Genomic DNA, 23,697 nt, shown 5'->3' on the forward strand with positions numbered 1-23,697 from the left:
CATCAACAACATCGAAAAAAGTAGCATTTCTCCAGCTTAGTACGAGCGGTTGGTCACTTGTTAAGTTCGGTCGCACGGGTTAAACAATCGCAAATTTCTTTCCAAATATTTAGTATGCTCCACACAAATCCACCTCGCTGAGAAGTACCCTCGTCTCTGCGCCCACTCTGCCAAATTCAGGTTCTGTTCCCAAAGGCATCTCGATGAGGTACGTCCACGTTCCAGAGTCGGGTTCGTAATTTCGCACAATGCCTTCTCCACCCATAAAACGAACCCGTTGCTTGAGGCGAAATCGAGGTCTGTCGATTAGTGTTTCACTCATGAATAAAAAGCTTTTTGCTCACGATTGACACTCTTTAATAAACCAGAGGGCATTAGATAAGTTTTGTACCTTTTTGGGTAAATAAACAAACTATTGTCTCCAACTTTTGAATGTTTTACTGAGGCTTGTATAACTTATACACAAGTAAAACATTTACTCAAACACGATCTTAAACAGCAGTATGTCAAGATAACTTACATTGAAAAACTACCAATTAGATTGAAATGATTCAAACTTTAGATAGCTTGCCTACTGACTGTACCGATTGAATTTTTTGTCACTACAGAAATGGCGATCGCCAAATCAACTGCGTTACTTAATGTCAATAGATGTCTGATCCATTTGTTTTTCATTCATCAATCATTTCTGAAAAATGCAGTTACTCAATTCTGACCAATCAGGCACTTCTAATCAGAATCGATTCAGCGAGCCAGGGGATCAAACACTTGCTTTTGAAATAGCTCAAGATGAAATTGAGTTGTTGCGTGAGCAGATTGCTTCTCTTCAACAGTATTTGTATGAACAAGCGTGGGAGCTGCAAGCGGTAGAACAAGAGCTACATGAAACTAACCACGAGTTGGCACGGATGAACGCAGAGAATCACCAGTTAGTTAAAGCAGAGCTGATGTTTCTACGGAACATTAAGGAATTCGCTAAAATTCTTTCATCTCCTAAAAGAACTGACAGAAACGCATTAATAAAGCTACTCGACCAATTCTCTGAAAATATTGCTGCTTCTAAAAAGATAGAGCCTATTGAAATTAGCCCAGATGATACAGTCGCGGTGTTTAGGTCCAATAGAACTAGCAAATCTGATTTGCAAGAAAAACTTAAGAAGAAGCAATTTAGAAGTCGAATGAAGGTAACAACCCAACGGCTGCACTTCAAACAGGGATTGAGATGCAGGCAGGCCTGAAAATTGGGTCTGTACTAGCGGCTTCTGAGTAGTACTTAGTCCAAGATTGGCCAAACATGTACTATTGCAAGGTTTCAAAGGAATAGCTCAAGGTCACAAAAGCTGAAATGCTCAACTAGTAAGCAATTGAGCCTCATCTTGCAGGTTTTTATACGTATCCTGTCGCCATCCATCATAGAACTTTGGCAAATCTTGAAGAATGATTGAAAGACAAACTCAGAGGTATGATACGTACCCCCTCGTGCTGTCTCATGACTTGGTTCAACTGTTTAAGTTTTGGTATCACAACGAAGTTTGTGAAGGGATGTGCTCGAACAGAGAAATCTATCGCCTTTGCAGCAAATACCAGGCCCAACATAGGCAAGAAGCCTTTTGCTTAGCGATCGCTCTAGCAGAGCATGGGGCTCAAGTTTGCATTACTTGCATGAGACATGAGTACAAGGTGTGGGTCAGTTTAAGAACTTTGCACGTAGTTGCCTCTGTTCCTGCTCTTGAGAAGACGCCTTCCGCCTCATCACTTCAAGACGAACGGTTCTGACTTAGGTAAGTAATGCACGCTAGTGAATTGCCTAGGATATTTGTTCCCTGGAAGCAGTATCAAGCTAGAGCTTCATTAACAACACCAACGATTTCCCAAGTGCCTGGGTGCACAGAGTACTTTCTCAAGAACAATGCCACAAGACACAATCAGTTCAAATCCAAATCCTCAGAGTATCTTAATGGCGGCCCGTTCAACCTTTGGTCAGACGTGTCTTTTTGGCTTGCAGCATCAAAATTTTCACTGGTGGATAACGGTCACTGATCTCTCTATCTCGCCGGACCCAAAGCTCTACAAAGTCACATGGACTAATGAGAGGGTTGAGTTCAATTGATGGCAGAGAATGCAATAGAGCAACCAGAGAATCAGCATTTCATTCCTTTTGCCAGTTTTTGGGCTGAGGGCAAAGCGGGAGCGATCGCAGCAATGTAATGGGAGAGGAAAGTTTCTTGGTTTGGAGGTTGGGCGATCAAGGAACTGGAGGGAGGCTGAAATTAGAAAATAGAGGGAGTGAATGAAAATGGCGATCGTGCAAAAGGAGTAGGTCAAAAGCGGGCAAAAAGCCAGCTCCGTTGAGCGATTCACCAATACCTTGAGACAACGGGTGTCTCGGTTGGTACGAAAAACCTTGTCCTTCTCTAAATCGTGGTGAGCAATTCGTTCATCCTTAAGAGTCTTGCACCGCAAATCCTCATCGATTTTCATTGATACAGATCCATTGAAATCGCCACTCTAATGTCGCAAACTTAGCTGCCACAGCTTCGTGTCTGAATTTTTATGACTTCTGACTCATCTTCTCAGCAATCAATGTTCGACCCGGTTGACGGTGTGCTTAACGGGATGCCGCGATCGACTGAAGCTGCTTTTCCGATTGTGGGCATTGCCGCCTCTGCGGGAGGGCTAGAAGCGTTTACGCAGCTCTTGAGCGGTCTGCCCATCGATACGGGCATGGCTTTTGTGTTCATTCAGCATTTGTCGCCAGAGCATGAGAGTTTGCTTACTGAGATTCTTACCAGAAAGACCCCTATGCCTGTGCACGAGGTGCAGAATGGCATGAAGGTGAAGCCGAACACGGTCTATGTGATTCCGCCGAATACCCAGATGACGCTCTCGGACGATATACTGCGCCTGTCGCCTCGCGAGAAGACAGCAGGTAAGTATCTGCCAGGAGATACCTTTTTTACTTCACTGGCTACCGATCGCGGCCACAAAGCAATCGCGATCATCCTGTCGGGAACCGATGGTGACGGTTCTCAGGGGCTGAAGGCCATTAAGGCGGCTGGAGGCGTGACGTTTGCTCAGTGTGAAGGCTCCGCTCAGTTCAACGGGATGCCCAACACTGCCGTCGCGACGGGCAGCGTCGATTTTGTGTTACCGCCTGCAAAAATTGCCGAAGAACTTACGAATCTCAGTCAAAATCCACTGTGGGTTCATCCGTTGCCGTCGCTCGCTACGGAGGAATCGCCCGAATCTAAAGATGCCTTAGCGACCATTTGTGCCCTGCTACGAGCGGGTACGGGCGTTGATTTTAGCCGCTATAAGCCCAACACCCTCGGTCGCCGCATTCAACGGCGAATGCTGCTCTATAAGCTCCATCAGCTGGAGGACTACGCAACCTACCTGCAAGCCCATCCGAACGAAGTCAAGGCGCTGTATGAAGAAATTCTGATTCACGTCACCAGCTTCTTCCGTGATCCGGACGCCTTTGAACTGCTTAAAACTCAGGTCTTTCCTACAATTACGCAAAACAAGTCAACAGAATTTCCGATTCGGATTTGGGTAGCGGGCTGCTCCACGGGTGAGGAAGTTTACTCGATCGCTATCAGCCTACTGGAGTTTTTAGCAGACAAAGCCACTCAGCCACCGATCCAAATTTTCGCGACCGACATCAGCGAACAGGCGATCGACAAAGCGCGATTAGGTATCTACCAGGACACTCAGATGGTGGAGGTATCGCCAGAGCGTCGCCGCCACTTTTTTCATGTCCTTGAGGGGGGCGGCTTCCAAATTAACAAGGCAGTGCGAGAGCTGTGCGTGTTTGCTCGTCAAAATTTAGGCAGCGATCCGCCCTTTTCTAATGTAGATCTGATTACCTGCCGCAATGTGCTGATCTATTTTGGTGAAGCGCTGCAAAAGCGGATCATGTCCACTTTCCATTACAGCCTCAGCCCCAATGGTTTTTTGCTGCTTGGCACGTCAGAAAGTGTGGGTCAATTTTCAAACTTATTCACTTTAGTTGAGAAAAAATATAGAATTTACGCCAAGCAGATTGCCACGACTCGCTTGCCATTTTCATTTACCCCTAGCAATGCCCCAATCTCTCGAGTGAGCCATCCTTCGCCCGCGCCCGTTCCCTCAGAAGGATTTGATTTACAGCACAAAATCGACCAGCTAATTGCCGCTCGTTATGCTCCCATTGGTGTAGTGATCAACGACAAGATGCAGGTGCTGCAACTGCGCGGCGAGATCGATCGCTACTTGCGTCTGGTTTCTGGAGCCGTAAATTTTAATCTGTTCAATCTGGTTAGAAATGGCCTACTGGTCGAGCTACGAGCCGCCATCTATCAGGCACAGCGGCGAGAAGAATCTGTGATCAAGAACGGACTGCGCCTTGTAGAGGGCGAGCACTCCAGAATCGTTAATCTTCAAGTCATTCCCTTTAGGGTTCCAGTCATCGAAGAGCGCCGCTTTTTGGTGCTATTTGAAGACGCTCCAGTGCTCACTCACAGTCTGAGTCCTGTTGATCTCGAGCGTTCGCAAGGCGAATTAGAGCAAGAGATTGTGCGCCTGGGGCGAGAACTTGCCGTCGCTAATGAGGAACGAGCCGCAACTCAAGAGTATTTGCAGTCCGTCATTCAAGAGCAGGAGCACACCAATCAAGACCTCAAAGTCGCCAATGAAGAAATTTTGTCGAGCAATGAGGAGCTGCAAAGCACGAATGAGGAATTAGAAACGGCCAAAGAAGAAATTCAAGCCACGAATGAAGAACTCAATACCACCAATGAAGAACTCCGTAGCCGCAATACAGAACTGCATCAGGTCAACAACGACCTCACCAATTTGCTCAGTAGCATTAACATCCCCATCTTGATGCTAACCAACGACTTACGGATTCGTCGCTTCACACCCATGGCGCAGCGGCTATTCAATTTCATCACCAGCGATGCTGGGCGACCCTTCAGTGATATCCGCGCAAATTTGAACATTCCAGATTTAGAGCCACTGATTGTAGAGGTTCTCGAAACGCTGAGCGTCAAGGAACTCGAAGTCCAAACGCAGGGCGGGCATTGGTATATGCTCCGCATTCGTCCATATCGCACGATCGAAAATCAGATTGATGGCGTAGTGCTGGTGCTGCTTGATATTGATGCGCTCAAGCGCAGTGCCGCCACACTCGAAGCCGCTCGTAACTACGCAGAAGCGATCGTGGAAACGGTGCAAGTGCCGCTGCTGGTACTGGAGTCAGATTTACGGGTGAATACCGCCAATCGCTCGTTCTATGAAACGTTTCAGGTTGATCCGAGTGACACTGCACAGTCGCTGATCTTTGAGTTGGGTAATGGGCAGTGGAATATTCCTGGACTGCGATCGCTATTAGAAGATATTCTTGCCAACGACACGACCCTACACAACTTCGAGATGGAGCATCATTTTGAGCAGATTGGGCAAAAAACGATGCTGCTCAATGGTTGGAAAATTATTCAAGACGGGGGCGCACATCGGGTTTTGCTGGCGATCGAAGACATCACCAATCGCAAGCAGTTCGAAACCGAGCGAGCGCAACTTCTGAGCCAAGAACAGTCTGCCAGGCAAGATGCAGAGGCGGCTAGCCGAGCCAAGGATGAGTTTTTGTCCAACCTGTCGCATGAACTTCGCAACCCATTAACGACTATTCTGGGCTGGGCAAAAATGCTCAGTACTCGTCAGTTTGATGAAGCAACGCTCAGTCGTGCCCTAGAAACGATCGGGCGGAGCGCTCAAGCCCAAGCCCAACTGATTGAAGATATCCTAGATATTTCTCGGATTACTAGCGGCAAGCTGCACCTCAAGATGCGGGTGCTTGATCTGGTTTCAGTTGTGAATATCGCGATCGAGTCTGTCCAAATCGCTGCTGAAGCAAAATCGATTCAAATCACTTCCCAGCTTACTTCGCTAACCGTGGTAGGCGACATTGATCGCTTGCAGCAAGTGCTGTGGAATCTGCTGACAAACGCCATTAAGTTCACGCCAGCAGGCGGACGAATCGAAGTGACGCTAGCCCCTGTGCAGGACTGCGCTGAAATTCGAGTTAGCGATACGGGGCAAGGCATTCAAGCAGATCTGCTGCCTTACGTGTTCGATCGCTTTCGTCAAGGCGATTCCAGCACGACAAAAAGCAAGCAAGGGTTGGGGTTGGGCTTGTCGATCGTTCGTCAGCTTGTGGAGCTTCACGGCGGGAGGGTGCGAGCCGAGAGTCCAGGTATTAGGCAAGGAACTACCCTCATCGTGCATCTGCCCCTCCAAAAAAGTGCCGTAGAAATTACACCGCCGAGTGCGTTAGCACCAACAGCCCTTGAGCCTTCGGCAACTATCAATCAAGCGGTTTCTTCTCTAGAAGGCTTATGTATTCTAGTTGTTGATGATGAGGTGAGCATTCTGGAGCTGGTGCAGTACATTTTGGAAGACGCTGGAGTAGACGTGGTTGCGGTTCGTTCGGCACGGGCGGCGATCGCCGCTTTGGGTGAATCTCCAGGGCGATATGATGCGCTTCTAGCCGATATTGGGATGCCGGATGAAGATGGTTTTGCACTCATTCATCAGGTGAGAGCCCTAAATGCGGAAGCAGGAGGACGAATTCCGGCAGCGGCAATTACGGCCTATGTGAGCGATCGCGAACGACAACGAGCGATCGAGGCTGGATTCCAAATACATGTGGCTAAACCCATCAACCCAGCTTACCTGCTTGAGGTAATTGCAAACCTCACGGGACGAGTTAGCAAGGAGTAAAGAATCTATGCCCGGACATGACATCGTCGTCATTGGCACCTCGGCAGGCGGACTCAAAGCCCTCGGCGCAATCTTAGGCGCGTTGCCTGCTGATCTGAATGCAGCCATCTTCATCGTTCAGCACCTCGCTGCTGACAAGCCTAGCCTTCTCCCGCAAATTTTGGCTGATCTGAGCTTGCTTCCGGCGTCTCACCCGACCGACGGAGAGTCAATTCAAACCGGACGCATCTATATCGCACCACCCGACCATCATCTGTTGATTAATCAGGGAGCAATGCGTGTAGTGCGCGGGCCGCAAGAAAACCGATTTCGACCGGCGATCGATGTACTATTTCGTTCCGCCGCTCGGACTTATGGCCCCAGAGTAGTCGGTGTGGTCCTGACGGGCTATCTCGATGACGGCACGGTGGGATTGCAGGCGATCAAGAAACGAGGCGGAGTGGCGATCGTCCAAGACCCGCAGGAAACCGAATATCCCAGCATGGCCAAGAGTGCTCTGCGATATGTGAAGGTCGATCACTGCTTAAGGCTCGCAGAAATTCCAGACTTGCTCGTGCAGTTATCTCAAGAACCCGCCGCCGCCGAGGAGAACTACCCCGTGACTGAAGAAATCAAAATTGAATCGAGTATTGCCGAACAGCAAATGAATACTCAAGAGTTTCTAGAGCATGTCGAAGCGATCGGTACGCGCACGACCTACACCTGCCCTGAATGCAATGGCAGTATTTGGCAAATTGGTCAAGATTATCCGTTGCGGTTTCGCTGTCACACCGGGCACTCTTTTACGGCGAATGTGTTCCTGGCAGAGCAAACTCAGAATCTTGAGAATGCGCTGTGGTCGGCGGTGCGAACCATGGAAGAAAAGGTGACATTCTCACGTCAAATGGCTACACAGATGGAGACTTACAATCTACAAAATGCAGCCAACAAATATAAAGATCACGCTAACAACCTAGATGCCGAAGTATCGCTAATTCGAGGCATTATTCTCAATGGCTTCGCCACAAAACGCACGATCGCTGAAGCAGAAGAAGCAGAGTAATTTGATTGCGATCGTCCTCATTGAAACTGCCCCATTTGAAGTGTAGCCGTTGGGTTGCTACCTTCATTCAACTTCTAGATTGCTTCTTCTTAAGTTTTTCTTGCAAGTCAGATTTGCTGGTTCTGTGGAACCTAAGCATCATGGCCGTATAATCCGGGCACTGGTTTTCTAATTAGGGGTAAAGGTAGCGAAGCTGCAACGAAGTGCCATCCGATCGCTAGAACAATTGAGCAGTAAGGAATTCAGCAAAAAAACTTGAAAAATAGCAACTTGCCCGAAAATGACCATTTCTTGGGATGTTTCAGCTAAATCGTAAATTTTTTCTGGAATTCCTACCCAGTAAAGGTTTCAAGCGTCGCATGGCGTTTCGTTGCAGCTTCGCTACCTTTACCCCTGAAAGACTTGAATCTTTGTCGTTCCCTGGCTGAAACTCATTGAGTTTTGTAAGTCGAACAACGACGGAATAGGTAGTTCAACCATGAGAAAATAATTCGCCAACAGTGTCAGTGCTGAAATAACGACTGAGAGTCAAGCTGTTCTCTAGAGTGCTGACTTTGTATCATTACCCAACCGCTGCTGCCTTGATTGCGCTAACAGACCATGCTTAGGTGCAAAAACCATAGCAGCTACAAAGAGTAATGTTTGCAGAACAACAATACAGCCACCTGTGGAGCCGTCAATGTGATAGCTAATATAAGTACCCATAACGCTGGAAAACACGCCGCTCGCCATCGCAATCAGCAGCATGTGGTCAAAGCGATCGCTCAGCAAATATGCTGTTGCTCCTGGAGTGACCAGCATGGCTACAACCAAAATAATGCCTACGGTCTGAAGTCCTGCCACAGCGGTCAGCGACAGCAAAGACAGCAGAGTGTAATAGAGAAAAGTGATGTTTAACCCGATCGAACGAGCATGAGTTGAGTCAAAGCAAAATAAGATTAAATCTTTTCGTAGAATCGCTAACGTTACTAAAGTAATGACGCTAATGGCAACGGTTTGGACAATATCTGCATCTGAGATTCCTAAGACATTGCCAAACAGAATGTGCGTTAAGTCGATCTCGCTTTTAATCTTGGAAACTAACACTAAGCCCAACGCAAAAAACCCGGTAAACACCAAACCAATCACCGTATCTTCTTTAATACGAGTTTTTGCCTTAATGAACCCGATTGCGATTACAGAACCTACACCAAACACAAAAGCACCGACCGCAAAGGGGAGATTCAGCATGTAGGCAATCACCACACCTGGCATGACCGCGTGGGAAACGGCATCTCCCATCAAGGCCCATCCCTTCAATGTCATATAGCAAGAGAGCGCAGAGCAAACGACTCCTACTAAGGCACTGACTAGAATCGCCTTGAGCATGAACTCATGCTGCAAAGGAGCTGTAAACCATTGAACCAAGTCCATTACTGTTCCTCCTGATTGCCTCGAGTTAAGCGACTTTTGGTAAATGGCAAATCACTGATCGAACCACCAAACGTGCGAGAGAGGTTCTCTTCGGTAAACACCTCTGAAGTTTCGCCGTAGGCGAGAATCGTGCGATTAATTAATACGACCTGATCGCAAAACGTAGTGACAGAAGCTAAATCATGGGTAGAAATGAAGATGGTATAACCTGCCTGTCGCAGTTCCATTAGCAGGTTGATCATCATTTTTTCGGTTTTGACATCCACGCCTGCGAATGGCTCATCCAGCAGTAGCACCGTTCCTTGCTGTGCCAGTGCCCGCGCAAAAAAAGTACGTTTCTTTTGTCCACCCGATAGCTCTCCGATCTGACGATCGCGCATTTGCCACATTTCGACTCGCTCTAGGCTATCGCGCACAGCGCTTTTATCAGATGATCGGGGAATTCGCAACAGATTCATATAGCCGTAGCGTCCCATCATCACCACGTCTTGAACGCTGACTGGAAAATTCCAGTCCACTTCTTCTGACTGAGGCACATAGGCAACCAAATTGCTTTTTTGCACTCGACGAATCGGGAGCCCATTGATCAACACTCGCCCACTGACGGGAGTTACAAATCCCATGACTGCCTTAAACAGCGTTGATTTCCCGGCTCCATTCATTCCAACCAAGCCACAAATCGTTCCAGCTTTAAGTTGCAGCGAAGCACTATGTAGTGCGATCTTGCCGTGATAGGCAACCGTTACATTTTCAATATCAATGCTGATTGGGTTCATAAGTTTCCTTTCCTAATTTTGTAGCCCTTTTATTAAGGTATTAACGTTATATTCGAGCAGCTTGAGATAGGTTGATGCCGGACCGTCGGGAGGAGAGAGAGAATCAACATAAAACACACCTGCAAACTTCGCACCTGCTTCCTTCGCTACCTGGAGCTGTGCCTCGTTGCTCACTGTACTCTCACAAAAAACTGCCGGGATTTGATTGGCTTTGACTGTGTTAATCACCCGTTCTACTTGTTTGGGCGTAGCCTGCTGCTCGGCGTTAACGGACCAGATGTAAACTTCCTTCAAGCCATAGTCGCGAGCAATATATGAAAATGCACCTTCACAACTGACGATGTAGCGTTTGTCAGGCGGAATTGCTGAAATAGCTTGCTTAAGTTTGGTATCGATCGCCCGAATTTGCTCGCTGTAAGCTCTAGCATTCGCATCATAGGTTGTGGCATTTGCCGGATCGAGGTTTCTTAATGCTTTGCGAATATTTTCAACGTAGATTAGAGCATTTTGCGGCGACATCCAGGCATGGGGATTGGGCTTGCCCTGATAGGCATCCTCAGCAATAGTGACAGGTTGTACCCCTTCACTTAAGGTCAGGCGAGTCACATTGGAAAAATTGTTGTAAAACCGCTCTGCCCAACGTTCTAAATTCAAGCCGTTGTCTAAAATTAAGTCCGCCTCTTGTCCCCGTTGCAGATCGCTAGGGGTGGGTTCATAGCCGTGAATCTCAGTCCCCGGCTTAGTAATGGACTCCACGATCGCCTTATCTCCTGCCACATTCTGTGCCATATCTGCCAGCACAGTGAATGTCGTTAGAATGACTTTCTTATCTTTTTGAGCCGGATCAGTGGCGGCAGTGGGGCTAGAGACTTCACGCTGCGGTGGTTGAGTAGAAGCTGTCTGAGGATTACATCCACCTAGCCAAACCCCAATTAGTAAGCTAAACAATACAATCTGATAACGTTTCAAGGCGATCTCGACTGGAATCGCAATACAACGATGAACTCCCATTGGGTTGGGAGGGTGGTCTGAGCATGCCATTACTAGAAGCCTTTCATAATTCTTTCATAATTAACCGTATCACCATACGATTACGCTAGGAAAGTCTTTAAGGAAGTTCATGCCTCTAGGGGGCTATTCACACCCTGTGTCTCGTGAAACGTCATCGTTGTAGTTATACTTCTGTTTCTTTCAGATACTCCGCCACTTCCCGGTATAAATTCATCACATGGCACTCTACAAGGCTGTAGTAAACACTGTACCCCTGCTTGCTATATTTCACTAATCGCATGGCTCGCAGAATCCGAAGCTGGGTTGCAGGCTTAGCCATCCGTTCTACAGCCGATATATCCCTAATGGCCTTGACCTTTTTCTCGGTATTCTTCAGAAGATTGCACTACTGATGAGAGTAGAGGTTTAATCGATCGCTTATGGGTACTGACTTAAGTCCAAAAGCTTTCGATGTAAAGTGAGAAAGGAAAGTCATTTCCAATAGATAAGGCGATCGCCTCTTTCGTAGATCAAGGAGCGATCGTTTTTTATTAAAAAAGGGCCATTTGCTTGAATGGCTGTGGCGATCGCTTGGGGATACTGATTTAATTCCATGATTTTCCTGATTGAATGAATGGCATCCCATTAAAAAAATCGCGATCGCCCTCTGGGTATGTAGAGGAGCGATCGTTTTTTTTGTCATTTCAGAGGCTATTACTCAACACTTGTGACTTACCCTATCCACTGTCATATATCTCTTACAAAGATAATATTTACAGTGCTTACATAGCCTATGGTTGAGCGATCGCCTCATACTTCAATTCATGGTGTGGCGGTCGCAGACTTTAGAAAACTATACGCTTCGTACGACAAATCATCATCAAATTTTTCGTGAATAGAAGATGATATGTTGAGATGGTTTTACAGGCATGACGAGTGTGCTGAAAAAGGTTGAATGGCATTAGGTGCAAGGAGTTGAGGCCAGTTTACAGCCTGGAATTGTACCAGAAGTTCAAGGTTTGGAGAGCGATCACCCTCATCTTTAGTCTAAAAAGACTGGCAGCAAATAGATAAGGGTGGAAATTTTGTGTGGCAACTGCGTGGCAGGTGGTTGTCTTAAGTCAACCTACATTTGCAATCGCGGCGTGGGAGTTATTGCGCCATTTCACCCACCCGGCTCGGCTCTATCACAATCCTCTGCTGCAATCTCGGCTGGTGATGGAGCGATCGCCTACCAATGCAGGTAAAGCTGAGCGAGTAGCGGCTTTGCAGCACTTAGTTCAGGAAGCAGCCGAGTCGTTACAAGCTTCTCATCGGGAAGCAAAACTCTACCGAGCGCTCTATCATACTTACCTTCAGCCCACTCCGACCCAAGAGCAAGTGGCTGAGTTACTCGATGTCCCCTTCAGTACCTTTCGTCGCCATCTCAAAAACGGTATGGCTCGGCTGACCGAAATCCTCTGGCACCAAGAGATCAGCTAAGCACAGCTCAGCAAAAGTGAACAAAAAATGAGCACTTTTTGGCCTGGAAATTCCTGGCTTCGTCGAACACAGTATGACTGTAAGTTCTGCATGTCTGGGTTGCACTCAAGCAATTTCAGGCATCCTCTATAGATCACCCAAATCACCACTAGACTGTGTCTCAGTCCTCGTCTTGAAGCAATGTAATCTATTTTACTTGCTCTTTGCGGGATTTCAGGAGCGGAATTTCAGGAGCGAGATTGGTTTACCTAACTTAGGATATACCACTTAAGACATAGCGAATCTCAATCCGTCCTAACTCCAGCGACCGTTGCTATAGACACTCTCTATTTGGGTAAATGAAAGAACTTAGAAAACTTCCTTAAGAGGAAAATTAGTGAAAAAATTTATACCAGCAATATTGCTGTCTACGTTAGGAGTATTTTTGGCTGCTAGCCCTAATCATGCAGTCACTTTGATTGAAAGTAAAGATGCCGGCCAGACCCTCAACACAGCTCAAGCCATCCCCTCTGGGCCAGCTTTACTAGAGTTTCTGGGTGGAGCCTTGGCAGACAACGATGCTGATCTGTTTCAAATCTTTTTAACTGGGGGACAGACCTTTTCTGCTACCACTATCAGTTTAGAAACCTTGGTGGATTTGCCAGTCAATCAGCTTCTCGGAGCGCCTACAGCCCTCCTGGAAGATCCGCAGTTATTTCTATTTGACGCAGAAGGTAAAGGTATCTATGGTAACGATGACAGCTTTGGCTCCCTACAGCCGACGCTGCTCTCTGGCGAGTTCTCTCCTAGCCAATCTGGCCTTTACTATCTAGCGATCGCGAGTGCTGGCTACAACCCCGTTAGTAACAATGGCGACATTTTTGCGACTGGCACCAATGATGTCCTAGAGCCCACAGGACCAGGGGGTGAATTGCCCCTGAGTGGTTTTGTGGGGACAAGTGCAACCCGTGGCACTTATGCGATCGCCTTGACGGGAGCCAGCACCGCTGCCCAATCCATTCCACCCGCCAGCGTGCCAGAACCGACTGCTGCTCTGGGCCTGATGGCGCTGGGTGCTGGGGCTACTTGGAGCCAATGGAAATCCAAAAAACAGCAACGCGCTTCAGTTCCTCTGACATAGGGACTTCCATCTGGATTTCGCTACTAATCTCGCCCAGATGCCGCCCTACCTCGGCTGGATACAGTCACTCTTTGATCTTTTTAGGAGACCTCTATAATGCCTAAGCCCCCTACGCTTCATGAGGCTAGCCCCTCATTGAATGAACCCACGACTGCCCCTAAAACTTCTGCCCGCCGTTGGCGCTTTGGCTTTGTGGCTCAGTTAAGCCTGCTAGTTTTAGGGATTGCTTTGACTGCTGGCTTAGCACCTCAATACTTGAAAGCGTCCGACCACGATGATGGTGAGGTGGATACTAAAGGCCGCAATTTGAATTTGACCGATCTATTTGTCTTTCGAGAACAAGATCAGAATCCCAACGCTTCAGCCGGTGATCTGATCTTGATCATGAATACAAACCCGCGATCGCTGGCTCGTCAGCAATACTACTTCAGCACCAAAGCTCGATACGAGTTTAAAGTCTCGCGAGTGGGCAACAATGATGCGACTCCCACAGGCGTACCGGATGTAACGCTACGATTTGAGTTTGACAAACCTAATGCTAAAGGCCAACAGGGCATGAAGCTGACGGCAATTCGCGATGGGGCGACCCTGACCGCAAATCAGCAGTTGCAAACGACAGCGCTCAATACTGCTCCCGAAGTCAGCCAGGTCGCGCTCGGAGGTTCCCAGGTCTCTGTTTTTGCGGGTTTACGAGAAGATCCTTTCTTCTTTGATGTGGAGCAATATTTCCGAGTTCGGGCAGGTGCGCTTGGTATTGGCCCCAAAGTAGGTTTCCGCGACCCTAGCACCGCAATTGATTTTGCCAAGGGCTACAACGTCAACACGATCGCAGTGCGAGTCCCCATCCAGTTTCTGCAAGGCGCTACCGCTACAACAACCTTTGATGTTTGGGAAACCATTTCAGCAGCGGGACCAAACGGCAAGTTTACCCAGGTGGAGCGCTTAGCCAGACCTGCAATTAACGAAGGTTTGGTTGTAACCAATGACTTCTTGAATGCCTTAAACAGCGTTGGCCCTGATTTTGAAGCGGCGGCTTTAGCGGGCAGACAACCTGCAGCTAATATTGCTGGTCCCATTGTGGGAGAAGTCAAACAGACCCTGCTGGCCTTTGGCAATCCAGAAGCACGAGCCAATGCCTTGCTCGGTGCCTTTCTGCCCGATGTTATGCGGATTGATACCACAGGCCCCAGTGGCTACGCCAATGCTCTCAATGCTAAGGGCAGTCCGATTCGGGGTCGCTTAATCAAAGATGACGTGATCGACATCACCTTGAGTGTGGTGGCTGGGCAACCCCTGAGTGACAACGTCTCCTACGAAGGTCAACCTGGTAATCCCGCTCAAGGTCACAAGGCGCTTGAGCCTACATTCCCTTATTTAGCCCTGCCTAACTAAGCAAACCGCGATCGCATCTTGATCCTCCTTGCCCAAGAAACCTTCAAAGCGGTTCTCTGCTTTGGCGGTAACACCTACCCGTAAGTGGGTACAAGGGGATTGAGATGCGTCGCAAGCATAAATGAGACGGGATGAGATGGGGCGCACTAAGGAGTAAGAGCTGTGAAACTGATAAACTACGACGCTTCAGCAGCTTGGCAAAACAGGCTCAGAGCAGTTCTATCGTCACCCCGTTGGGTAGCTCTGCCTGTCGTGGGCCTGCTTGTTTTGATTCCAATTGGCTTGGGCTTGTGGCAACAGCAGTCTAGGGCACAGCTCAATCCCTTGTATCGCTATCAGTTCTCTCGCCCTGATCCGGGCAAGGTGACGCAGGCGCTGGAACGAGAGATGGCTTTCTATCAAACTCGGATTCTCTCAGACCCAAAAGGAGGGCTGAATCGGGCAGCTTTGGCTAGAACTTACTTAAAAATGGCGCGCGCCACAGGGGAAAGCAGTTGGTATTTACTGGCAGAGCAAACGGCGCAACAGTCGCTGGCTAACTTATCCTTCTCTAACTCTGAAGCAGTTTTGGTGCTGGCGCGAGTGGCAACGGCAAGACATGATTTTGCTGAAGCTTTGCGGCTGTTGAAGCAAGCCCCAGGTAGCCCAGATGCACTCTCTATCGCGACCACAGCCCACTTAGCGCTCGGTAATGTTGCAGCGGCTAACACAGCGGCAGAGCAACTTGTGAAGCAAACTCCTTCTCTAGGCGCTTTAACGCAACGGGCTTTAGTGAAGGTGGCTCAAGGCCAAAATCAAGCAGCAATTCAAGATTTACAACAGGCGATCGCCGTAGAAGAACCCGAGGAAACCGGGAGTTCTGTCTGGGCGCGTACCCTCTTAGGGCGGTTGTACTTCAAGCGAGGTCAACTTCCGCAAGCACAGGCACTTTACAGAGAAACGTTGCGGATTTTGCCCCAGTATCCCCCAGCCCTGCTGAATCTAGCAGAACTAGAGGTAAGGCAGGGAAATTATCGGGCAGCAGAGCGTTATTATTCTCAGTTTGCTTTGACTTCTCAACAAGCTCCTACGGTTCATGATCATGTGGTGATGCGTGGCATGGCCCGCGTTAAAGAACTGTTAGGAGATACGGCTGCGGCCCAATCTTGGCGAGATCGAGCAGAGGCGCGGTTACGGGAAGATCTGACCGGGTTTGGTCATCGTCGCGAACTGGCGCACTTGTTGCTAGAGCGAGGCAGACCAAAGGATATAGCGGAGGCATTAACCTTGATGCAGCAAGAGGTGCAGGCACGGCAGGATGCTGAAACTCTAGATACCTTCGCTTGGGCTTTATCTAGCGCGGGACGTTGGCCAGAAGCGCGGCAAGCAATGCAGGCAGCACTGCAACCAGGGATTCGAGATACAGCTTTATTCCACCGAGCGGGTGTAATTGAGCAAGCTTTAGGCAACTCGGCGAAGGCTCAACATTTTTTCCAGTTAGCCCAAGAAGTAGATCCTACCTTCGATCAGCAAGCTCAGCGGGCTTTGGGTTTAGGCGTAGGACTTTTAGGGCTGAGCTGAATTCTTGATAGGAAGCAGGATTGAGATGGTTATGAATGTTGTCAATAGAAAGTGGTATCGCCTGGTCAGGCTCAGTCTGTTTTCCCTTTTGGGGTCTCTCTTGCTTTGGGTCGTAACTGCAACGCCGAGTCAATCGCATTGGGCAGACTTAGCGGTGGCAGAGATTAGGGTAGCTGAAACTCAAGCTCAAATCACCCTGACCTTTCCCACAGGTCTACTGGCCTCAGCCGATGACAACCAAGATAACCAGCTTTCCCCCTCGGAAGTCGTTCAACACCAAAGTGAGATTCAGCGTTTTTTGAGCGATCGCATTCGGCTGAGTGATTCCCAGCGCCAAACCAGTACTTTAACGGTTCAATCCGCCGACACGACTACTCTGCCATCCAATCTAAAAGCGACAGCAGGGACTCATAGCACTTTACTCCTGACCTACAATTGGCTTCGTCCGATTCAAGGCCTGAAGATTTACTACGATTTGTTTTTACCAGGAGTACCGACAGCCCGTTGTCTAGCGACCATTTTTCATCAAGGACAAGTGCAAAATGCCATCTTTAGTCCTGAAAATCGGGAATCGGCGTTAATCCAAGGGTCGCCTTGGCAGCTAGCCGCAAGTGTACCGATCGCGATCGCCGGGGCTTTTCTGTGGGGAGCCATGCACGCTCTGACACCGGGACATGGCAAAACCATTGTTGGCGCTTATTTAGTCGGGTCACGTGCCACGGTCCAGCACGCTTTGTTTTTAGGACTAACGACTACCATCGCCCATACAACAGGTATCTTCGCCCTAGGGTTAGTCGCCCTGTTTGCTGCTCAGTTTATTTTGCCAGAACAGCTCTATCCTTGGCTGAGTGCAATTTCTGGGCTGATTGTGGTCGGCCTGGGCCTCAACTTGTTCTTCAGTCGTATGCGCGACAACCAATGGTTTAGTCGTGGGTCATCGCGTAGAAGTCAAAAATCTGCTCACCGTCATCTGCATGGTCATGATCATGATCACCCTCACGCTCATGAACACGAGCACCACCCTCATCCTCATGAACACGAGCATGAGACTCACTTAGATACTCACAGCCACAGTCATGGAGGGCATACTCACTCGCATTTACCCCCTGGAGCGGATGGCACCCCAGTTACTTGGCGCAACTTGCTAGCCTTGGGCATCTCTGGCGGTTTGTTACCTTGCCCTTCTGCCTTGGTGTTGCTGCTGAGTGCGATCGCCTTAGGTCGTGTCGGCTTTGGCATCGTGTTAGTTTTAGCCTTTAGTTTGGGTTTGGCAGGAGTGCTGACTGGCTTGGGATTACTGCTGGTTTGCACCAAGCGCCTGTTTGAAGGGCTGCCCGTCCAGACACAATTAGTTAAGGTTCTGCCTACACTGGGAGCCCTAGCAATTGCCCTGCTGGGAGCGGTAATCACAGTCCGAGCTTTGATGCAAATTGGGTTAGTGACAACTTAAAAACACACTTTAAAAACACGTTTAGCAAAGTACGAGGTCAAATATAATGCTGAAATTTTTACCCTTAACCGCCTTACTCGCTGCGGCCCTAACCACCTTTTTGCCAGAAGCTGCCTTCAGCCAATGGTCTACATCTGAGGCATCTTATCCTGCTGTCGCCAATCCCAGCACGGATGTACCCCTTTGTTATTTCCAAGCGGAAACTGGACAAACATTTGACCTAGGGAAACTTTGTAATCAAAACGCTCCAAGAGTGGAGGTAGCTTCGACCAGTTTTGGAGCCCAAAATTGCTATTTTGTTGATGCTACAGGTCGCCCCTGCGCTCCACCCGCAAGCCAACCGCAGAGTCAGCCGATGATTAAACAAGTAGCGCCATCCAGCCTACTTCGCCCTTAAGAAGCTTTTGTAAGGTCAACCTTTCGTCTTTGTTTTCACTTCCGGATCTTGGAAGCCCTAGGATAAGCTGGCAGCAGTAGAGCAGTCTACAAGACAAAGACCGGATGGAGTACCAAGCCCCTCGGATGCAAGTCAAGCGAATTGTGATCGCTTCAGCCGCGTTCGGTCTGAGTTTTGGCTTGAGTTTTCTCAGAAAGCGCAACTCGTAGCGATCGCTCTGGGTGCCTATGCACGAGCTGTGGCTATTGACGGTCGCCAGAAACGGCAAGCTGGATCAAATGCATCTGTAGCTTACTAGTCTGAAAATCGCCGTAAGCTAGCGATCGCCACACAGAAGGGCGTAAGCAGCAACTGGAAGTTAGCTTTCAACAGTGGCAAGAGCGGGTACAGGGTTTAGCAGCGTAGAAACGGGAAACCCAGTAAGCGAGCGCAACCAATAGATTGTAGGACTCGTTGTGGACTGAGTTGAGATTGGCATTTGGGAGAGGAGGCTGAGGGAGAGAGGGAAGCAGGAGGTATTTCAAGGGTTAAGCTTCTGAACCGTGCATCTTTGAGGCTGAGGAGTTGTTGAGGGCGATCGCGACGCGCAACGAGTTCTGGTTGTTTATGGGTCAGTGGCAAGAACTCAGAGGCAGCGAATGGATTGGGACCCGAGAGATTTGATTGATGGGGAGCAGGAGCGATCGCGGCAGGGCTAAACTAAGCTGCCAGCAGTCGTAGAATAGTAAAGATTGTAGGAATATTTTTAACCCCCTTAGTCTGGTCATAGATGGCTTCTAAGGCCAGAAGGCGTTTCTTGTCTTTCTTTCTCCAAAACTTGTTGACGATCGTCTTGCATAGTGATTCTAAGTAGAGTCATTGGCTGTAGGACCAAACTCTGTTCTAGCAAAACATTGCTCGCAAAGATGAACAGATAGAGTGGCTAGAAGCCAAGAGGGGCAATCGCCCCTCTCCAGCTACATGTGTGTCAGGGCTTTAAGTTGGAGCGCTCTCTAGTTAGCATTAAGGCTGGGCAATTGACCCAGCTTTTCATGTTGAGAACTTAAGATAAAACTCAGTTGGAAATTGAGTAGGCAAGCTATGCATGTGGTAGGTATTGAGGCTGAATCCGAAATTGTCTGGCTGCAAGACATCAGCAATATAGACTATGTCCGAGAGGAGACCTGGTTTACAGCCGAGCCCTACTGTCCTCCACCCAAAATTTATGGACAAACAGTCGTAGGTTACTCTGTCCTGAAGCCAGGAATTAAACCTGAACGTGGTCCCTATACACGTCGTCTCTTTACTCTGAGACCTCATGATCGCTTTTATGACCCACGGGGCATTTATCAAAAGAGTTTTCCTGTGGAAGCAGTTGACCCTAAAACGGTTCAGCCTGGGATTAGGGGAGTCAAGACAGACAAAATAAAAGGTTAATGTAAACCCGATAATCAGCCCTAAAAGCGCATGAGCAATTTTCTGTAAATCTGCTTTAGCAACGCCTATTAGAGGTGAGGTGCTAGCCTTGGTTAGATGAAAGGAGGCGATCGCTCGTGAAACTTGGCAACATAAACAAAGGCGCGAAGGTGCTCTGTAGTGAATGCTACTTAAAGAATTTCATTTCACTTGAGTCCTTTGATAGGGTGGCAAGCTAAGGATTCCTGCCACTAGTGGAACGCATAGTTCCCCGTCCCGGTTACGCAAGGATGACTCACGCTAGAAGGTTTGAGGAATTGATCGCAGAGCACACCCAAACGCTCGACACGATGCGGACCACAATCGAGCGTAGCCGCTACTTAATCAACGTAATGGTTGCACAAATCAACTTAGAGTACCGGTCTCAAACCCTGGCTCTGACTCGCAGCACCACATGGCGAGGCCAGAGGATAGGAGCAACGGTTAAGCTCAAGCCTTTACCACTTTTCCAGGGTGCGAGGTAGCAGTCAGATTAGTAGTTACCATTCTTCTGGGAAGCTTCCTTAAACTGGCTAGCTTTACTCGAAGGCCGACAGCAGAGCAACTTGGGTAGTGTAGCCAGATACAAAAAGTAAATTTAATTGATATTACTTACTTTTTGGTAATGCTTTATTTTATTTGTGAAAATTATCAGTAATTACCTCGTGAGGGGTAAATATTCCTGCTGTTAAGTATCAAGAGGCTGGGTCTTAAGCTCAGCATTGTGAGGAGTAGCTGATGCAACGAGATTTAATGGGTGAAAAGTCAGAGTCGATGCCACTCCTAAGCGGCATTTCAATTCTCTTGGTTGAAGATGACCCAGACACCTTAGCGATATTCGATTTGTTTTTAACTCACATGGGGGCTACAGTCACCACAGCGACAACGGTGAAAGCCGCTCTCAAAATGGCGGCAGAGGTACACCCAAATATTCTGATTAGTGACCTTCAGTTACCTGATGGCGACGGTTGTATTTTGCTGGACACGGTTAGAAACCTTCCGTCGAGTTCATCTAAAGCTAATCCCCGCGATTGTGATGACGGGACACAGTACACCCTTTTCGGAACCTGCTTACAATCAAGGGGCGCTATCGTGCGGGTTTCAAAAATTTTTGGCCAAACCCTTCAATATTGATGAGTTACTTGAAGCGATCGCTGAATTCACCAGAGGCGTAGATCAAGAAACGCAGGTTTACTGCTGCAATATCTAAGTTTCAAAGATAAGCAGTCCGGACTTCCACTTCTAAAGCGTGATTGCACTTTAGTTCATCAGCGACTGAAAATTATGGATTTGGAAATGGCATCAGTTCGATACGACGAAAGTATAAGTGGGAACATTTGTATAAATAGTCCCATTTGTTCTCGTACTTTCACTCATGAAGACACAAGATACCCACCCGAAGCGGGCAATCTCGTTGCAGCTGCTGCTGCTGATTGTTCCGTTCGTGGTGCAAATCTTCGGGGCGGTGTCTCTCGTGGGGTACTTGTCCTTCTACAACGGACAAAAGGCCATCAACGCACTGGCAAGTCAGTTAATGGATCGAACCAGCAAGGCGGTCGATCAACATCTCGACTCGTATCTCTCGGTGCCCCATAAACTTTTGCAGATGAATGCCGATGCCATCCGTCTGGGGTTTTTAGATGTGCGAGATCCCAAAATGCTGGAACGTTACTTCTGGCATCAAATGCAAGCCTATGACTTGAGCTACATCGGTTTTGGCTTGGCTACCGGGGCAGGGGGAGGTGCAGGAAGGTACGACGGAAAAACAGTTGTGATTGATGAATGGCGTTCTTCTAATGGGTCCAATAACGCTTTGAGCTATGGGACTGACCAGCAAGGCAACCGGACCCAGGTAGTGAGCACTTTTACTTGGAACAACTTTAAGGAGACCTGGTATACCGAGCCTGTCAAGGCCAAGAAGCCGGTCTGGTCGAGAATCTTTACCATCAATTACCCGAACCATCCCTATGTGGTGGCCTCAGCGGGTCGTCCACTTTATGACGCGAACAATCGTTTGTTAGGCATGGTGGCAATCGATATTCACTTGTTAAAGCTCAGCGATTTCCTGCGCAATCTGCAAGTGAGTCGCAACGGCCAAGTGTTTATCTTGGAACGAAATGGTTTGTTGATTGCCAACTCCGGGACCCAGAAACCTTTTGTGGTCGTAAAGGATGAGATTCAGCGATTGCAGGCGATCGACAGCCCTAACCCGGTGGTTCGCGGTGTGAGCCAGCAACTCCAGCAGCGCTTTGACAGTTTTCAAAAGATTGCCACGAGCCAAAACCTCCAGCTGTCTTTACAAGGCGAGCCTTACTACGTGCAAGTCACTCCTTGGCGCGATGAGTACGGCTTGGATTGGCTGGTCGTGGTCAGCGTGCCGAAGAGTGATTTTATGGCCCAAATTGACGCCAACACTCAGAGCACCATCTGGCTCTGCTTCGCAGCCTTAGGAGTTGCCTCTGTGCTCAGCGTGTTCACCTCTCGCTGGATCACACAGCCCATCCTGGTCTTGAATCGGGCGAGTAAAGCGATTGCTTCGGGTCAGCTAGACCAAACTGTGAAGGAGAGTAGAATTCAAGAACTCGATGGCTTGGCTAGCTCCTTCAACTACATGGCAGGGCAATTGCAGGAGTCGTTCACGGCTTTGGAAGAGAGTAATACAGAGTTAGAAGCTCGCGTCGAAGCCCGCACGGGTGAACTCAAAACCACCCTAGAAGAGTTGAGGCGCAGTCAAGCTCAGGTCATCCAGAGTGAGAAAATGTCCAGCCTGGGCCAACTAGTAGCGGGAGTTGCCCATGAGATTAACAATCCCATCAACTTTATTCATGGCAACCTGACTCATGCTCAGGAATATACCGAGGGGCTACTAGAGTTCATTCAGCTCTATCAACAGCGCTATCCCGACCCCGGACCTGACATCGAGAGCGCAGCGGAGGAGATTGACCTAGAGTTCTTGCAGACTGACCTACCGAAGATGTTGACATCCATGAAACTCGGCAGCGATCGCATCCGGCAAATTGTCCTGTCGCTGCGGAACTTTTCGCGCATGGATGAAGCCGAGATCAAGCCAGTCAACCTCCATGAGGGCTTGGATAGTACGCTGATGATTTTGCAGCATCGGCTCAAAGCTCGACCGGAGCGACCTGAGATTGAGGTGATCAAAGACTACGCCCAATTACCACTCGTCGAGTGCTATGCGGGGCAGCTCAATCAGGTCTTTATGAACATCCTCGTCAATGCGCTGGATGCCCTCGAAGAAGCAAATGCTGGCCGCAGCTACGCCGAGATGCAAGCCCATCCGAGTCAGATTACGATTGAGACTGCTTTAATGGATGCCAAGTGGGTACAAGTCGCGATCTCAGACAACGGACCTGGGATACCAGAACATTGCAAACAAAGGATTTTTGACCCCTTTTTCACGACAAAACCTGTGGGTAAAGGAACGGGGATGGGGATGTCGATTAGCTATCAAATTATCACTGAGAAACATCAGGGTCATTTGAGATGTTTCTCCACCCTAGGAAAAGAGACTAAGTTTGTGATTGAGATTCCTATCCGACAAAAAGTAGTGGGCTGACCTAGACGGATACTGCCCTCACTCATCAAGATGAGGTGCGGTAGTAGGGATGTCATCAACGCTAGAAACTTGAGGCAGTTTTCTCTAGTGTAATAACAGAGCGATCGCCCTTCCAACTCCAGGTCTGACAGACTGAGAGCCTAGCAGGCTCTGCGACGATCCAGTACCTGCAATCAGGTAAGTAAGGCTAGGCTCAATGATTCTCAGTGGAACTCTTGCACGACTCCTCTAAGTCAGAGCTGCCTCGGCAATAATGGCTGCAAACTTCTCCAAGTGCAGTCTGTGCTTGAGGGAGCAATCGC

Annotated in this window: 20 protein-coding genes and 1 pseudogene; 14 read left to right on the forward strand and 7 right to left on the reverse strand. The window is 48.6% G+C overall.

Annotated features, from left to right (window positions below; all coding sequences use genetic code 11):
* Positions 1-109: 109 nt before the first annotated feature.
* Positions 110-322, reverse strand: coding sequence for a hypothetical protein (locus NDA01_RS19965; protein ID WP_348229331.1), 213 nt, complete (start codon positions 320-322; stop codon positions 110-112).
* A 373-nt stretch (positions 323-695) separates the two neighbouring features.
* Between NDA01_RS19965 and NDA01_RS19970 the strand changes: the two genes are divergently transcribed.
* From NDA01_RS19970 to NDA01_RS19985, 4 genes and pseudogenes are all read left to right on the forward strand, one after another.
* Positions 696-1,238: a hypothetical protein gene (locus NDA01_RS19970; RefSeq protein ID WP_348229332.1), complete on the forward strand. Its 543-nt coding sequence runs from the start codon at positions 696-698 to the stop codon at positions 1,236-1,238.
* Between the two features lie 1,106 nt (positions 1,239-2,344).
* Positions 2,345-2,419, forward strand: a pseudogene (locus NDA01_RS19975) (IS1 family transposase); the annotation flags it as partial.
* A gap of 134 nt (positions 2,420-2,553) precedes the next feature.
* Positions 2,554-6,762 carry a chemotaxis protein CheB gene (locus NDA01_RS19980; RefSeq protein WP_348229333.1) on the forward strand — a complete coding sequence of 1,403 codons (4,209 nt, stop codon included), beginning with the start codon at positions 2,554-2,556 and terminating at the stop codon, positions 6,760-6,762.
* A 7-nt stretch (positions 6,763-6,769) separates the two neighbouring features.
* On the forward strand, positions 6,770-7,804 hold the full coding sequence (locus NDA01_RS19985; protein ID WP_348229334.1) for a chemotaxis protein CheB: 1,035 nt from the start codon (positions 6,770-6,772) through the stop codon (positions 7,802-7,804).
* Between the two features lie 540 nt (positions 7,805-8,344).
* On the opposite strand, the gene NDA01_RS19990 is transcribed toward NDA01_RS19985, so the two are convergent.
* The 5 genes from NDA01_RS19990 to NDA01_RS20010 form a co-directional block, all read right to left on the reverse strand.
* Positions 8,345-9,217, reverse strand: a complete 873-nt coding sequence (locus NDA01_RS19990) for a metal ABC transporter permease (RefSeq protein WP_348229335.1) — start codon at positions 9,215-9,217, stop codon at positions 8,345-8,347.
* Positions 9,217-9,993, reverse strand: coding sequence for a metal ABC transporter ATP-binding protein (locus NDA01_RS19995; RefSeq protein ID WP_348229336.1), 777 nt, complete (start codon positions 9,991-9,993; stop codon positions 9,217-9,219). Before NDA01_RS19995 ends, NDA01_RS19990 begins: the two co-directional genes overlap by 1 nt.
* Before the next feature lie 12 nt (positions 9,994-10,005).
* A complete protein-coding gene (locus tag NDA01_RS20000) occupies positions 10,006-11,034 on the reverse strand; it encodes a metal ABC transporter substrate-binding protein (protein ID WP_348229337.1) in 1,029 nt (342 codons plus the stop codon).
* Positions 11,035-11,167: 133 nt separating this feature from the next.
* Positions 11,168-11,323, reverse strand: a complete 156-nt coding sequence (locus NDA01_RS20005) for a hypothetical protein (RefSeq protein WP_348229338.1) — start codon at positions 11,321-11,323, stop codon at positions 11,168-11,170.
* Between the two features lie 152 nt (positions 11,324-11,475).
* A complete protein-coding gene (locus tag NDA01_RS20010; protein ID WP_348229339.1) occupies positions 11,476-11,598 on the reverse strand; it encodes a hypothetical protein in 123 nt (40 codons plus the stop codon).
* 474 nt (positions 11,599-12,072) lie between these two features.
* Between NDA01_RS20010 and NDA01_RS20015 the strand changes: the two genes are divergently transcribed.
* The 6 genes from NDA01_RS20015 (at position 12,073) to NDA01_RS20040 (ending at position 18,384) form a co-directional block, all read left to right on the forward strand.
* Positions 12,073-12,465, forward strand: a complete 393-nt coding sequence (locus NDA01_RS20015; protein WP_348229340.1) for a hypothetical protein — start codon at positions 12,073-12,075, stop codon at positions 12,463-12,465.
* Positions 12,466-12,841: 376 nt separating this feature from the next.
* Positions 12,842-13,585 (forward strand): PEP-CTERM sorting domain-containing protein, encoded by a 744-nt coding sequence (locus NDA01_RS20020; RefSeq protein ID WP_348229341.1) that lies wholly within the window; start codon positions 12,842-12,844, stop codon positions 13,583-13,585.
* Between the two features lie 96 nt (positions 13,586-13,681).
* Complete coding sequence (locus tag NDA01_RS20025) at positions 13,682-14,977, forward strand: DUF4331 domain-containing protein (protein WP_348229342.1); 1,296 nt, start codon at positions 13,682-13,684, stop codon at positions 14,975-14,977.
* 162 nt (positions 14,978-15,139) lie between these two features.
* Complete coding sequence (locus NDA01_RS20030; protein ID WP_348229343.1) at positions 15,140-16,537, forward strand: tetratricopeptide repeat protein; 1,398 nt, start codon at positions 15,140-15,142, stop codon at positions 16,535-16,537.
* A 31-nt stretch (positions 16,538-16,568) separates the two neighbouring features.
* Positions 16,569-17,987: a nickel/cobalt transporter gene (locus NDA01_RS20035; protein WP_348229344.1), complete on the forward strand. Its 1,419-nt coding sequence runs from the start codon at positions 16,569-16,571 to the stop codon at positions 17,985-17,987.
* 46 nt (positions 17,988-18,033) lie between these two features.
* A complete protein-coding gene (locus tag NDA01_RS20040; protein WP_348229345.1) occupies positions 18,034-18,384 on the forward strand; it encodes a hypothetical protein in 351 nt (116 codons plus the stop codon).
* A gap of 393 nt (positions 18,385-18,777) precedes the next feature.
* Here the strand turns inward: NDA01_RS20040 and NDA01_RS20045 are convergent, their stop codons facing one another.
* Complete coding sequence (locus tag NDA01_RS20045; protein ID WP_348229346.1) at positions 18,778-19,005, reverse strand: hypothetical protein; 228 nt, start codon at positions 19,003-19,005, stop codon at positions 18,778-18,780.
* A gap of 459 nt (positions 19,006-19,464) precedes the next feature.
* Between NDA01_RS20045 and NDA01_RS20050 the strand changes: the two genes are divergently transcribed.
* The 4 genes from NDA01_RS20050 (at position 19,465) to NDA01_RS20065 (ending at position 23,395) form a co-directional block, all read left to right on the forward strand.
* A complete protein-coding gene (locus NDA01_RS20050; protein WP_348229347.1) occupies positions 19,465-19,800 on the forward strand; it encodes a DUF6009 family protein in 336 nt (111 codons plus the stop codon).
* A gap of 269 nt (positions 19,801-20,069) precedes the next feature.
* On the forward strand, positions 20,070-20,303 hold the full coding sequence (locus NDA01_RS20055) for a hypothetical protein (RefSeq protein WP_348229348.1): 234 nt from the start codon (positions 20,070-20,072) through the stop codon (positions 20,301-20,303).
* 373 nt (positions 20,304-20,676) lie between these two features.
* Positions 20,677-20,952 carry a hypothetical protein gene (locus NDA01_RS20060; protein ID WP_431193470.1) on the forward strand — a complete coding sequence of 92 codons (276 nt, stop codon included), beginning with the start codon at positions 20,677-20,679 and terminating at the stop codon, positions 20,950-20,952.
* A 241-nt stretch (positions 20,953-21,193) separates the two neighbouring features.
* A complete protein-coding gene (locus NDA01_RS20065; protein WP_348229350.1) occupies positions 21,194-23,395 on the forward strand; it encodes a sensor histidine kinase in 2,202 nt (733 codons plus the stop codon).
* Positions 23,396-23,697 lie beyond the last annotated feature (302 nt).

This window comes from Trichocoleus desertorum AS-A10, from assembly GCF_039962155.1.
GTDB lineage: Bacteria > Cyanobacteriota > Cyanobacteriia > FACHB-46 > FACHB-46 > Trichocoleus.

Bases quoted from the DNA above. Each gene is read 5' to 3' on its own strand.
- NDA01_RS20050 (WP_348229347.1), top strand. From the start codon at position 19,465: ATGCATGTGGTAGGTATTGAGGCTGAATCCGAAATTGTCTGGCTGCAA.
- NDA01_RS20005 (WP_348229338.1), bottom strand. From the start codon at position 11,323: ATGGCTAAGCCTGCAACCCAGCTTCGGATTCTGCGAGCCATGCGATTA.
- NDA01_RS20040 (WP_348229345.1), top strand. From the start codon at position 18,034: ATGCTGAAATTTTTACCCTTAACCGCCTTACTCGCTGCGGCCCTAACC.
- NDA01_RS20055 (WP_348229348.1), top strand. From the start codon at position 20,070: ATGACTCACGCTAGAAGGTTTGAGGAATTGATCGCAGAGCACACCCAA.
- NDA01_RS20035 (WP_348229344.1), top strand. From the start codon at position 16,569: ATGAATGTTGTCAATAGAAAGTGGTATCGCCTGGTCAGGCTCAGTCTG.
- NDA01_RS19985 (WP_348229334.1), top strand. From the start codon at position 6,770: ATGCCCGGACATGACATCGTCGTCATTGGCACCTCGGCAGGCGGACTC.
- NDA01_RS20000 (WP_348229337.1), bottom strand. From the start codon at position 11,034: ATGGCATGCTCAGACCACCCTCCCAACCCAATGGGAGTTCATCGTTGT.
- NDA01_RS20010 (WP_348229339.1), bottom strand. From the start codon at position 11,598: ATGGAATTAAATCAGTATCCCCAAGCGATCGCCACAGCCATTCAAGCA.
- NDA01_RS19995 (WP_348229336.1), bottom strand. From the start codon at position 9,993: ATGAACCCAATCAGCATTGATATTGAAAATGTAACGGTTGCCTATCAC.
- NDA01_RS19980 (WP_348229333.1), top strand. From the start codon at position 2,554: ATGACTTCTGACTCATCTTCTCAGCAATCAATGTTCGACCCGGTTGAC.
- NDA01_RS20025 (WP_348229342.1), top strand. From the start codon at position 13,682: ATGCCTAAGCCCCCTACGCTTCATGAGGCTAGCCCCTCATTGAATGAA.
- NDA01_RS20060 (WP_431193470.1), top strand. From the start codon at position 20,677: ATGGGGGCTACAGTCACCACAGCGACAACGGTGAAAGCCGCTCTCAAA.
- NDA01_RS19965 (WP_348229331.1), bottom strand. From the start codon at position 322: ATGAGTGAAACACTAATCGACAGACCTCGATTTCGCCTCAAGCAACGG.
- NDA01_RS19990 (WP_348229335.1), bottom strand. From the start codon at position 9,217: ATGGACTTGGTTCAATGGTTTACAGCTCCTTTGCAGCATGAGTTCATG.
- NDA01_RS19970 (WP_348229332.1), top strand. From the start codon at position 696: ATGCAGTTACTCAATTCTGACCAATCAGGCACTTCTAATCAGAATCGA.
- NDA01_RS20065 (WP_348229350.1), top strand. From the start codon at position 21,194: ATGAAGACACAAGATACCCACCCGAAGCGGGCAATCTCGTTGCAGCTG.